Source organism: Mesorhizobium sp. WSM4808 (genome assembly GCF_055811675.1).
Genome location: NZ_JBVVQX010000001.1, coordinates 232,551 through 243,778, shown reverse-complemented (window position 1 = coordinate 243,778; position 11,228 = coordinate 232,551). Strand labels below are relative to the sequence as shown.

General features: G+C 63.0%; 11 protein-coding genes. 2 read left to right on the top strand and 9 right to left on the bottom strand.

The features are described 5' to 3' along the window. Positions 1-65 precede the first annotated feature (65 nt). The 4 genes from AC0L2U_RS01105 to AC0L2U_RS01090 form a co-directional block, all read right to left on the bottom strand. Positions 66-662, bottom strand: coding sequence for a LysE family translocator (locus tag AC0L2U_RS01105; protein ID WP_128309593.1), 597 nt, complete (start codon positions 660-662; stop codon positions 66-68). An 82-nt stretch (positions 663-744) separates the two neighbouring features. Further along, a complete protein-coding gene (gene ilvN / locus AC0L2U_RS01100) occupies positions 745-1,317 on the bottom strand; it encodes an acetolactate synthase small subunit (RefSeq protein ID WP_023757090.1) in 573 nt (190 codons plus the stop codon). A gap of 85 nt (positions 1,318-1,402) precedes the next feature. Continuing rightward, on the bottom strand, positions 1,403-3,184 hold the full coding sequence (locus AC0L2U_RS01095; RefSeq protein WP_127272402.1) for an acetolactate synthase 3 large subunit: 1,782 nt from the start codon (positions 3,182-3,184) through the stop codon (positions 1,403-1,405). Between the two features lie 256 nt (positions 3,185-3,440). Beyond that, positions 3,441-4,601 (bottom strand): DUF6600 domain-containing protein, encoded by a 1,161-nt coding sequence (locus tag AC0L2U_RS01090; RefSeq protein ID WP_128289202.1) that lies wholly within the window; start codon positions 4,599-4,601, stop codon positions 3,441-3,443. Between the two features lie 420 nt (positions 4,602-5,021). Between AC0L2U_RS01090 and AC0L2U_RS01085 the strand changes: the two genes are divergently transcribed. Further along, on the top strand, positions 5,022-6,842 hold the full coding sequence (locus AC0L2U_RS01085) for an NAD(P)/FAD-dependent oxidoreductase (RefSeq protein ID WP_127395421.1): 1,821 nt from the start codon (positions 5,022-5,024) through the stop codon (positions 6,840-6,842). A 72-nt stretch (positions 6,843-6,914) separates the two neighbouring features. Here the strand turns inward: AC0L2U_RS01085 and tmpB are convergent, their stop codons facing one another. Both tmpB and tmpA read right to left on the bottom strand, forming a co-directional pair. Further along, positions 6,915-7,505, bottom strand: coding sequence for a (R)-1-hydroxy-2-trimethylaminoethylphosphonate oxygenase (tmpB, locus tag AC0L2U_RS01080; RefSeq protein WP_127395420.1), 591 nt, complete (start codon positions 7,503-7,505; stop codon positions 6,915-6,917). Beyond that, positions 7,502-8,653, bottom strand: coding sequence for a 2-trimethylaminoethylphosphonate dioxygenase (gene tmpA / locus AC0L2U_RS01075; RefSeq protein WP_128289203.1), 1,152 nt, complete (start codon positions 8,651-8,653; stop codon positions 7,502-7,504). The genes tmpB and tmpA overlap by 4 nt, the downstream gene beginning before the upstream one ends. A 122-nt stretch (positions 8,654-8,775) precedes the next feature. Between tmpA and AC0L2U_RS01070 the strand changes: the two genes are divergently transcribed. Beyond that, entirely contained in the window at positions 8,776-9,654 is an 879-nt protein-coding gene (locus AC0L2U_RS01070; protein WP_127810041.1) for a LysR family transcriptional regulator, read from the top strand. 4 nt (positions 9,655-9,658) lie between these two features. Here AC0L2U_RS01070 and AC0L2U_RS01065 read toward each other — a convergent pair whose 3' ends face one another. Genes AC0L2U_RS01065 through AC0L2U_RS01055 form a run of 3 tightly spaced genes read right to left on the bottom strand, consistent with a single transcriptional unit; the run spans position 9,659 to position 11,107 of the window. After that, entirely contained in the window at positions 9,659-10,186 is a 528-nt protein-coding gene (locus tag AC0L2U_RS01065) for a GNAT family N-acetyltransferase (RefSeq protein WP_127810040.1), read from the bottom strand. A gap of 44 nt (positions 10,187-10,230) precedes the next feature. Next, on the bottom strand, positions 10,231-10,539 hold the full coding sequence (locus tag AC0L2U_RS01060; RefSeq protein ID WP_127268618.1) for a hypothetical protein: 309 nt from the start codon (positions 10,537-10,539) through the stop codon (positions 10,231-10,233). 4 nt (positions 10,540-10,543) lie between these two features. Continuing rightward, positions 10,544-11,107 carry a helix-turn-helix domain-containing protein gene (locus AC0L2U_RS01055; RefSeq protein WP_473601299.1) on the bottom strand — a complete coding sequence of 188 codons (564 nt, stop codon included), beginning with the start codon at positions 11,105-11,107 and terminating at the stop codon, positions 10,544-10,546. Between the last annotated feature and the right edge of the window lie 121 nt (positions 11,108-11,228).

The following is an 11,228-nucleotide window of genomic DNA, read 5'->3' as shown; positions in this document are numbered from 1 at the left end:
ATCCGGGGGCGGTCCGCCGAGAGTCCGGATCCCGTCCCCTACGATGAGATGGTGCCGCCCACGGCCTACCTTAGCATCGGCCAAAGCGTCGCCGCCAGCAGCACGCCCATGGCGATGTTGAACCATTTCAGCCGTACCGGGTCCGACAGGAAACCGCGCAGTGCGGTGCCGAACCCAGCCCACACCGAGACGCTCGGCAAATTGACGATGGTGAAGGCCACGGCGATCAACACCACCGACAGGAACGGGTGCTCGGCATTGGCATAGACGGCCATGGCGGTGATCGCCATCACCCACGCCTTGGGATTGACCCACTGGAATGCGGCCGCCTCGATGAAGCGCATGGGCCGCGCATTCGTCTCACCCTTGCCGGTCAGCGTGCGCGACATGGCGATCTTCCACGCAAGATAGAGCAGGTAGGCACCGCCTGCGATCTTCAATCCGGTGTGCAGCGCCGGAAACGCCGTCAATACAGCGCCGAGGCCAAGACCGACGGCAAGCAGCAGCACGAGGAAACCCATGCTGATGCCCAGCATGTGCGGAACGGTTCTGACGAGGCCGAAATTCACGCCCGATGCCAGAAGCATGAGATTGTTCGGCCCCGGCGTGATCGAGGTCACGAAGGCGTAGACAAGCAGGGCAAGGAATGCGTCGAGCGACATGGATATCCTCCCTGACAAGTCAGCACCGGAAGCCTCTCTATGGAAGCTGGCTGGCGCGTTCGGCGCCAGCCCCGCCGAAGTCCTACATCGCCTGCGGGCCGCGGTTCAACGCCGCCACGCCGGTGCGGCAGATTTCAACCAGGCCGAGCGGTTTCATGATGGCGATGAACTGGTCGATCTTGGAGCCCTTGCCGGTGATCTCGAAGATGAAATGCTCGGTGTTGGCGTCGATGACGCTGGCGCGGAACGCATCGGCCAGCCGCAACGCCTCGACCCGGGCCTCGCCGGTGCCGGCGACTTTGACCAGCGCCAGTTCGCGCTCCAGCGGCCGCTCCTGGCCGGATTCATGCGAACGCACGGTCAGGTCAACGACGCGGTGCACCGGCACTATGCGCTCGAGCTGGTGCTTGATCTGCTCCAGCACATGCGGCGTGCCGCGCGTCACGATGGTGATGCGCGACAAATGCTTCTCATGCTCGGTCTCGGAGACGGTCAGGCTCTCGATGTTGTAGCCACGCCCGGAAAACAGGCCGATGACCCTGGCAAGCACGCCCGGCTCATTGTCGACCAGCACGGAAAGCGTGTGGTTTTCCGGCTTCTCCGTCTCCTTGGCGATGAAATAGGCGGAGCCGGTCGGTTGTAGCTGTGCGTTCATGACATGAATCTCGATTTCAAGCTCTTGAGCTAATTCTCTGTTTGCGCAGGGCTTTCTCGCGACAGCCCTGCCTTGGTTCTGCTGGCTACACCAGTTCCCTGCCCTTGGCGTCGATGGCGTTGGCCACCGCCTCGTCGGTCGCCTCGTCGGGCAAGAGCATCTCATTGTGCGCCTTGCCCGATGGGATCATCGGGAAGCAGTTGGCGAGCGTCGCCACGCGGCAGTCGAACAGCACCGGCTTCCTGACCGAGATCATCTCCTTGATCGCGTCGTCCAGTTCGTCCGGCTTCTCGCAGCGAATGCCGTGTCCGCCATAGGCCTCGGCCAGCTTGACGAAGTCGGGCATCGCCTCGGTGTAGGAATGCGACAGCCGGTTGCCGTGCAGCAACTGCTGCCACTGCCGCACCATGCCCATATACTGGTTGTTCAGGATGAAGATCTTGATCGGCGCGTCGTGCTGCACGGCAGCGCTCATCTCCTGCATCGTCATCTGCACGGAGGCGTCGCCGGCAATGTCGATGACCAGCGCGTCGGGATGCGCGATCTGCACGCCGAGCGCCGCCGGCAGGCCGTAGCCCATCGTGCCCAGCCCGCCTGACGTCATCCAGCGGTTCGGCTTCTCGAAATGATAGTGCTGCGCCGCCCACATCTGGTGCTGGCCGACCTCGGTGGTGATGTAGGTGTCCATACCCTTGGTCAGTTCGTAGAGCCGCTCGATGGCGTATTGCGGCATGATCACGTCGTTGTTCATCTTGTAGGCGAGCGAGTCGCGCGCACGCCATTTGGCGATCTGCTCCCACCAGGGGTAGAGCGCCTTCTTGTCGGCCTTGGCGCTCGCGCGCCACAGCCGCACCATATCCTCCAGCACCCGGCCGACATCGCCGATGATCGGCACCTCGGTGTGGACATTCTTATTGATCGACGATGGATCGATGTCGATGTGGATCTTCTTCGAATTCGGCGAGAACGCGGTCAACCGGCCGGTGATGCGGTCGTCGAAACGGGCGCCGATGCAGATCATCACGTCGCAATCATGCATGGCCATGTTGGCTTCATAGGTGCCGTGCATGCCGAGCATGCCCATCCAGTTCTTGCCCGATGCCGGATAGGCACCGAGGCCCATCAGCGTCGAGGTAATCGGGAAACCGGTAAGATCGACCAGTTCGCGCAGCAGATGGCTCGCTTCCGGGCCGGAATTGATGACGCCGCCGCCGCTATAGATGATCGGCTTCTTGGCGCTGGCCATCAGCTCGACCGCCGCCTTGACCTTTTCCAGGTCGCCCTGGACCTTAGGCTGGTAGCTGGTGCGCGGCGCTATCTGCGGCGGGACGTAGAATCCCCTGGCGAACTGCACGTCCTTCGGAATATCGACGACGACCGGACCCGGACGGCCGGTGGTCGCGACATGGAAAGCCTCGTGGATGGTGGCGGCGAGTTCGTTGACGTCCTTCACCAGCCAATTGTGCTTGGTGCAGGGGCGGGTGATGCCGACCGTATCGCATTCCTGAAAAGCGTCGGAGCCGATCAGCGAGGTCGGCACCTGCCCCGTCAGGCAGACCAGCGGGATCGAATCCATCAGCGCGTCCTGCAGCGGCGTCACCGCATTGGTGGCGCCGGGGCCGGAGGTCACCAGCATGACGCCGGCCTTGCCGGTCGAACGCGCATAGCCTTCGGCCGCATGGCCGGCGCCCTGCTCGTGGCGCACCAGTATGTGCTCGACATCGTCCTGCTGGAAGATCTCGTCATAGATCGGAAGGACAGCGCCGCCGGGATAGCCGAAGACATGCTTGACGCCATTGTCCTTCAGCGCCTGCACCACCATTTCGGCACCTGTCATCTCGCGCCGCTCGTTCTGTCCGTTGCTCATCGGTCTGGTCCCGTACTGTCGCCATTTGGCGTTTGCTGGTCGTTTAGTCGTGTTTCAGGCAATAAAAAAGGCCCCCGAGGGAGCCTGTGTCTTGCGCATGGGGGGTTTTCGCCCGGCGGTTACACCGCCTTGCCCACGCGCTTTCCTACGAGAATGAGTGCCGTTTTCATGGTGGCGGACACTAAGGGCGGGAAAGGCGGCCTGTCAACGGGAAAAATCGCGCCGGCGCGCGCAGCGTGCCGACGCGACTGCGGTGTCAGCCCGGCGCCTTGCAGCGGGAAACGCGTGGATCGCATTTGGACGCCTTCCTGGCCTGCATCTTCGCTGGCGGATGGTGGGGTGCCACCCTTGCCGGGGCATGGTGCTGGGGCATGCGCATTGCCAACGCTTGCTGATGCGGCTTTTGTTGCCCGGCTCCGCGTGCAAGACGCTGCCCCGAAACCGGCCTGGACGAAACCGGCTTGGGCGACCCCCGGTTGAGCGACGATTTGACAACGATGCGTCCGTCGCCTGTGGTCCTGTCGGCATGCAGCTTGAGCGCATCGGCCTTCGCGCCGTTGCCGGCGACCATCCGCTTGCTCACCGGCTTCACGACCACCGGATTGCTGGCAGTCACCGCGCCAAGGGAATTGGCCTTGTCGCCGGTCGCAGTCTTGGGACCCGCCAGGATTTGCCCGTTCCCCTTTGTATTGCCGGCAAGCCTCTTGATCTCGGCGCCCCTGGAAACATCGAGCCGTGCACTGGCAAACACGCCTTTGCGAGGCGGAACCAGTTTTGCCGCCTTGATCGATTCGATGACGGGCTTCGGGAGTTGCTGCAGCCGGGGTCCGGCATTGATTGCAACGACCTGATTGCCAAGTCGCACGCGCGGTGCATTGTTGACCACGACCGTCTGGTTGATGATCGTCGTGTTGCGCATGATGACGACGTTCTCCTGCACCGGCCGCACCACCCTGACCAGATCGACCGCGCCGATCGCCGCCACAGGCACGAAACACCACCAGGCGTCGTCGAAGGCGACACCGACGTCGGGCGGCGCTGGAGCCCAGCCGACATCATTGCCGCCCTGACGCCACACCACCCAGGCTGGCGCCCATTGATCGCCGGCGATCCACACCCAGCCGAAATCGGGATCATACGCCCAGCGGCCATAGTGATAGACGACATCGCCGAATGGCTCGGTGGACTGCCAGTACCAGCCATCGTCGGTCCAGACCCACCTGCCTTCGGTGTACGGCCGCCATTCGGTACGGACCGAGGGAACCCAGACATCGCCGAATCGGGCCGAGGTTCGCCATCCGCCATAATTCGAAAGCCTTTCGCGGACGGTGACGGCAATTTCCGCCGCATGCGCCTGCGTTCCGGGCAGCACCAGCGGGCCGGTCAGGGTCGCGCTCAAGGCCATGACCGCGGCCATTGCTGCTGCGCGTCCACGCCGGCCAAGGGAGCGACATGAAGACGCTTGGATAAAAGGTATGATGATCATAACGGGCTCCAGAGTTCCGCATCCAGAAAATCCCGGGAACCGCCCTGTTGCCCGCCACCGCTTCCCGGCTTCTCACCGATCGGTTGTCATCGGCCCCGGTGACCGCATTGCGGCATTTGACCATCAATTTTGCGCGACCGGCGCGGCATTCACAAATGGAACGTTCGTTTCCGGCGCCGGAGCGATTCCGAAACCGCCTGGCGATCTCATTTCTAGGATAGACCATTGAAATCGCTGGAAACTATGGTGGGGCGTGACGAGGGCCGCCATCTCTGACGATACTTGATCGTCCGGCGGCAAGCCCGGCGGAGCCACCACCATGACGATCTGGATTTCACGGGAGGAAACCTGATGCTCGACAAGCCCTCTAGCAAGAACACGGCCCCTAGCAAGAAACTGTCTGACCTGCTCGATCAATTCGGCGCCGCGCTGGCTGCCAATGACATCGAGAAGGCGGTCGATTGCTTTCAAGAGGATTGCTACTGGCGCGACCTCGTTACCTTCACCTGGAACATCAAGACCATGGAAGGCCGCGACCAGGTCCGCGACATGCTGAAAAGCCAATTGTCGAACACCAGGCCGTCGCACTTCGCCATCGCCAAGGGCGAGGACGCGACCGAGAGCGGCGAACTGATCGAGGGCTGGATCAGCTTCGAGACGGAGGTGGCACGCGGCTTCGGCCATGTCAGGCTGAAGAACGGCAAGATCTGGACGCTGCTGACCACCATGGCCGAACTGAAAGGCCACGAGGAGCCGGCAGGCTTTGCGCGGCCGATGGGCGCCAGGCACGGCTCGGGCAAGAACCGTCCGACATGGAAGGAAGAACGCGAGAGGGAAGCCGCCGAGCTCGGCTTCAAGACCCAGCCCTATACGGTCATCATCGGCGGCGGCCAGGGCGGCATCGCGCTCGGCGCGCGGCTGCGGCAGCTTGGCGTGCCGACGATCATCATCGAGAAAAACGAGCGGGCCGGCGACAGCTGGCGCAAGCGCTACAAGTCGCTCTGCCTGCATGACCCGGTCTGGTACGACCATCTGCCCTACATCGATTTCCCCAAGAACTGGCCGGTCTTCTCGCCCAAGGACAAGATCGGCGACTGGCTGGAAATGTACACCAAGGTGATGGAGCTGAATTACTGGTCCTCGACCGAGGCCAAAAGCGCCTCCTATGACGACAAGACCAAGGAATGGACGGTTGTCGTCCACCGCGACGGCAGGGACATTACGCTGAAGCCCAAGCAGCTGGTGCTGGCGACCGGACAGTCCGGCAAGGCCAATCTGCCGAAATTCAAGGGCATGGAAACCTTCAAGGGTGACCAGCACCACTCGTCGAAGCATCCGGGTCCCGACGCCTATGCCGGCAAAAAGGCCGTTGTCATCGGATCCAACAATTCCGCCCATGACATCGCTGCCGCACTTTGGGAAGCTGGTGCCGACGTGACCATGGTGCAGCGCTCGAGTACCCATATCTCCAGGTCCGACACGTTGATGGAAATCGGACTGGGTTCGCTCTATTCGGAGCAGGCGCTGCAGAATGGCATCACCACCGCCAAGGCCGATCTCATCTTCGCTTCGCTGCCTTACAAGATCCTGCACGAGTTCCAGATCCCGGCCTATGCCGAGATGAAGAAACGCGATGCGGCGTTCTACAAGGGATTGGAAAAGGCGGGTTTCATGCTCGACTGGGGCGACGACGAGTCCGGCCTGTTCATGAAGTACCTCAGGCGCGGCTCTGGCTATTACATCGATGTTGGCGCCTCGCAGCTGGTTATCGATGGTTCGATCAAGCTGAAGAGCGGCGTCGACGTCGAAGAGATCAAGCAGCACTCTGTTCTGCTCGGCGACGGGTCGGAACTGCCTGCGGACCTCATCGTCTATGCCACGGGCTACGGCTCGATGAACGGCTGGGCCGCCGATCTGATATCCCGCGAAACCGCCGACAAGGTCGGCAAATGCTGGGGCCTCGGCTCGAACACCACCAAGGATCCCGGCCCCTGGGAAGGCGAGTTGCGCAACATGTGGAAGCCGACGCAACAGGAGGCGCTGTGGTTCCACGGCGGCAATCTGCACCAGTCACGACACTATTCGCAGTTCCTGGCGCTGCAGTTGAAAGCCAGGCAGGCCGGCTTGGCGACGCCGGTCTACGGGCTGCAGCAGGTGCACCACAAGGGATAGGCGAGCGCCATTCCTGCGGAGAAAAAACGGAAGGAGGCATGGCTTGCACCCTGCCTCCTTCCTTCGAGGGAATTACGCCGGCTTACCCGCGGCGAACTGCGTCACCACCCGCTGCAGCAGCGGCACGTAATCGCGAAACGCCCGTGTCTTCATGTTGGCGATCTTGCCGCTCTCGTCCCAGATGCGGACCCGGACCGCTTCCTCGTGGAACGGGTTCTTGCGGAACTCGGCCACTTCATCGGCGCTCATCGGCCCGCCCTGCAGCGACAGCGTATGCACTGAGGCCTGCGAAAGCCTGCCGAAATAGGTCGGGTCGGTGGCGCAGAGATAGCGCTTGGCCGCGACATGCAGCCTCACGCATTCGACGATGACCGGCGGAAAGAACGGCGCCAGCACCTCGCCGCCGGCTTCGTCATGATGCTTGTCCTCGACATCCTCGGGCGAATAGGTGCCGAACTCGCTGGTGTAATGGCCGATGTCGTGCAGCAGCGCCGCCGCCACAAGTTCGTCGGGCGCACCGTCCTTTTCGGCGAACCAGGCGCCCTGCAGCATGTGCTCAGACATGGTGACTGGTTCGCCGAGATAGGATTCGGCACCCCGGCGCTCGAAGATGTCGGCGATGAACTCGACGATGGTGTCCGCGTTCAAATCCTGGCCGCTCATTCCGCCGCCTCCTTGAACCCATGCTCGATTGCGGCCAGCGTCGACAGCAGACCGTCCTTGTCTGCGTAACAGCCCTGCAGCCAGCGCTTGCCGGTACCGGAAAACGCTTTGCGGGCATGCATGACGCGCGTGTTGTCGACGATGAACGCCTGCCCCGCTTCGAGCTTGAACGTCACCTCGAAGGATGGATTCTCGATCAGTTCCGCAAACCGGCGATAGGCGGCGTAGTACGCTTCCATATGGCTGAACGGCACGTCGACCGTCGGCGCCAGGGAGCGGTTGTTGAAGCGGATGCAAATCAGCTCGCCATCGGGCCCGAGCTCGATCATCGGCCGCTTCGCCTGCAGCCGCACGCCGGAAGAGCCGGCATATTCGAAGCGCGCCGGGCATGAGCTCAGCAACCGGAAGCCTTCCGGGTTCTCAGCCTGCAGCGCAGCCGCGACGGCAAACCCATCGACGACACTGGACTCGCCGCCCTCAACCGTATTTTCGATGCAGGACAGAATCTGCAGCGTCGGCACAGGGTCGCGATAGGGGTTGTCGGTGTGCGCCTGGAGGCCGAGATTCGTGTAGGCGAGATTGTTCGGATTGACCTCGGCGCGCACTTCGAACCAGCGCCCGTAATTGGTCTCCCTGATGTAGCCGAACAGATCGGACACTTTGCACAGCGCCCCGGATTCGGACGGCAGATCGTCCATCACCGCGAAGCCATAGGTTTTCACCGCCGACAGCCATTGCCCCAGCACAGCACGATCGCGGCTGGCCGCAACATAGCCGGCGCGCGGTACCGAATTCTGCATCGAGGCCTTGGTCCATCGCACGGTGGCCTCGCCTGTCCAGCCCGGCTGGCGGCCTGCGTCACGATCATAGGCATTGGCGCTCAGCCATGCCGCGGGAAAGCTGACCGTCTTCTGCTCGGGCACGAAGCTGACTTCCAGGGCGCCGCCTTTGATCGACGCGGCGCCGATCCTGGTGTTGGCGGGAATGTCGAGAATGGTGATGAGCCGTTGACCATTGCCGGCGCTGCGCGTCTTGTCGTCCAGCGCATTGTCGCGCAGCCACATGGCATGAAAACGGCTGCGCGACCCGTCCTGCCAGCCAAGGTCGATTGTTCTGCCTTCGTCGCCGATCAGCGCGTGGGTGAGCATGGAGATCCGTTCCTGTTCGTTGCGTCCCCCGCAGCCTGATCCGCAGGGTTTCGATTGCATGTTGATCGCGCGACAGGCATAACTCAAATTATCATTTTTTAGCCAATGACCGCAGAATACTTATGGCTCGTACAAATACACCCGTGCCGCCTCTGGACTGGCTGCGCAGTTTCGAGGCGGCGGCGCGGCTCTCGAATTTCACCGCGGCGGCAGCCGAGCTCGGTCTCACCCAGGCAGCCGTCAGCCAGCACATCCGGTTTCTCGAGGAGCGGCTCAAGACACGTTTGTTTTCGCGGCTGGCGCGGGGCGTTGCACTGTCGCCGGAGGGGGCAGCCTACCTGCCTCACATCCAGTCGGCCTTCGCCACCATCGGCAACAGCACCGCGGAACTGTTCGAGCCGCGTGCCGTCCAGACCGTGACCATCCGGGCGCCGATCTCCTTTGCCTTGCTCATGCTGGTTCCGGCGCTGCCAGATCTCGCCAAGGCACTGCCGCGCATCCAACTCGATCTGGTGACGATCCATCGCCCTGCCGACTACGATCTGCCGGGCTCGGTGCTCGACATCCGCTTCGGCAGCGGATCCTTCCCCGGACGCGAAGCCGACAGGCTGACCGCCGAGCGGCTCGTGCCGGTGGCCGCACCTGCGCTCGCCGGCGACGACGACTGGCCTTCCCTGCCGCTGCTTCTGGTCGCCGGCGCGCGCGAGATGTGGGCGGAATGGTTCGCCGCCGCTGGACTGGCTGGCCATCCCAGACGATCACACCGCTTCGATAGTTTCGTCACCGCCATGGAGGCGGCGAGCGCCGGCGCCGGCGTGCTCTTGGGCTCGCGGCCGCTGGTCGATGCGGCGCTCGACAGCAAGACGCTGGTCAGGCTTTCCGACTATGAACTTTCCAGCACATCGGGGCATTTCCTGACCAAGGCGTCGACAGCACGCCTGACCGGAGCCGAACAGGATTTCCGCCAATGGCTGCTCCTGCGCCTCTCCGCGCCGGCATGACTGGTTATGAGATTGGCCCGATCCGCTTCCAGTAGATCAACGTGCCGGTCAGCCCGCCATGCGGCTTCAGGGCATAGTCCGGTATCTCTCCGGCCAGCGTGAAGCCCAACCGCTCATAGAGGCCTGAGGCGCCCTCCTCGGTCGCCGTGTCCAGAACCAGCAGCGTGCGGCCCTTCTCAACGGCGAGGCTCTCGGCGGCTCGCATCAGGCGCGTTCCCACACCCCTGCCCCGGCAATCGACTGATGTCATCAGCTTGGCGATCTCGGCCCGGTGCGGCTGGTTGGGCGGACAATCGAGCAGCAAGGTCACTGTGCCGACCAGGTTTTTGCCGTCCCAGGCGCCAAGCACCGCTCTTTCGCCCCTTGCCGCCGCGGCCAGCGATTTCTCCCAGAACGTCCTTGCCGCCTGCGGCGCCAACGGATGCATGAAGCTGACCGAACCGCCGGTCGCCACCGTTGCGACCAGCAATTCGGCCAACATGTCCTGCGTCTCGGCAGTCGGGTTCAGGGGTGCGATCTCGATCGAGTTCATGTGCAGGATATCCTGTGATTGCAATAGAAGCGGGCGCATTGCTGTCAGTCCAGACGGTGCGCGCGGCGTCGCTTTCGCGCCGCCTTGATGGCGCTGATGCGGTCGGCGTCTTCGTGCCCGAGATGCCGCCCGCGCTCGAGGATCTCGAGCGTGTACTCCTCATAGGTCAGGCCAAGCCGCTCGGCTCTGTCCATGCGCAGCAGCATCACCTCGTGGCTGGGCGCCTTCCACGCCTTGGCATGGGCGGCCTGCCAGGCAAGGAAGATGTAGGGATCGCCCTTGCCCCATGGCGGACCCTTGTACTCATCGAGAGGCGGCCCCCCATTGTGGGAGCGCTTTGGTCTTCTTGCCATTGTGTCAGCCCCTGACCAGCGCGACGAGATAGTCGGCGCCAGGCTCCAGGGCATGGAAGGTGCAGTCCGACGGCGCCCCGAGCGCCAGGCAGTCGCCTGATACAAGCCTGTGCACTGTCTCACCTTCGACGAATTCGAGCCGCCCGGAAATCAGCCATATCTGCTGCTTGATGAAGGCGTATGAAGCGGCCGGAAAACTGACCTTGGCGCCCGCCGGCAGATGCACCTTGATCAGTTCCAGCGGCATATCGCCAGCCGGCGAAAGATGCCGCCTGACATAGCCGGTGTCGGGATCGCGCCACACCGGCTGGTCGGCCTCGCGCAATATCCCGCCGCCCTGCAGCTCCGCGCGTGCGATCAAGGTCGACAGCGTCATGCCGAAGGCCGACGCGATGCGCACCAGAAGCGCCGCCGTCGGGCTGGTCTTGCCACGCTCGATCGTGCTGAGCATCGCCTTCGAGACGCCGGAACGCTCCGCGAGTTCGGCCAGGGACCAGTCGCGCACGGTCCTTTCGGCGTGTATCCTGCGGCCGATCGTCGAGGAAATGTCGTTCGCTATATCATCCATATGTCTATTATAGCGAAAAATAGACGCCGGAGAAGAGCCGCCTGGCGACAATTTTCACGAGCCCTTTAATGCTCTCTACACCATCCGACATCATCGGGCCTTAACCCCATTCGGGTAGGAT

Coding starts and splice junctions, on each gene's coding strand:
- AC0L2U_RS01105 (WP_128309593.1), bottom strand. CDS start 662: ATGTCGCTCGACGCATTCCTTGCCCTGCTTGTCTACGCCTTCGTGACC.
- ilvN (WP_023757090.1), bottom strand. CDS start 1,317: ATGAACGCACAGCTACAACCGACCGGCTCCGCCTATTTCATCGCCAAG.
- AC0L2U_RS01095 (WP_127272402.1), bottom strand. CDS start 3,184: ATGAGCAACGGACAGAACGAGCGGCGCGAGATGACAGGTGCCGAAATG.
- AC0L2U_RS01090 (WP_128289202.1), bottom strand. CDS start 4,601: ATGGCCGCGGTCATGGCCTTGAGCGCGACCCTGACCGGCCCGCTGGTG.
- AC0L2U_RS01085 (WP_127395421.1), top strand. CDS start 5,022: ATGCTCGACAAGCCCTCTAGCAAGAACACGGCCCCTAGCAAGAAACTG.
- tmpB (WP_127395420.1), bottom strand. CDS start 7,505: ATGAGCGGCCAGGATTTGAACGCGGACACCATCGTCGAGTTCATCGCC.
- tmpA (WP_128289203.1), bottom strand. CDS start 8,653: ATGCTCACCCACGCGCTGATCGGCGACGAAGGCAGAACAATCGACCTT.
- AC0L2U_RS01070 (WP_127810041.1), top strand. CDS start 8,776: ATGGCTCGTACAAATACACCCGTGCCGCCTCTGGACTGGCTGCGCAGT.
- AC0L2U_RS01065 (WP_127810040.1), bottom strand. CDS start 10,186: ATGAACTCGATCGAGATCGCACCCCTGAACCCGACTGCCGAGACGCAG.
- AC0L2U_RS01060 (WP_127268618.1), bottom strand. CDS start 10,539: ATGGCAAGAAGACCAAAGCGCTCCCACAATGGGGGGCCGCCTCTCGAT.
- AC0L2U_RS01055 (WP_473601299.1), bottom strand. CDS start 11,107: ATGGATGATATAGCGAACGACATTTCCTCGACGATCGGCCGCAGGATA.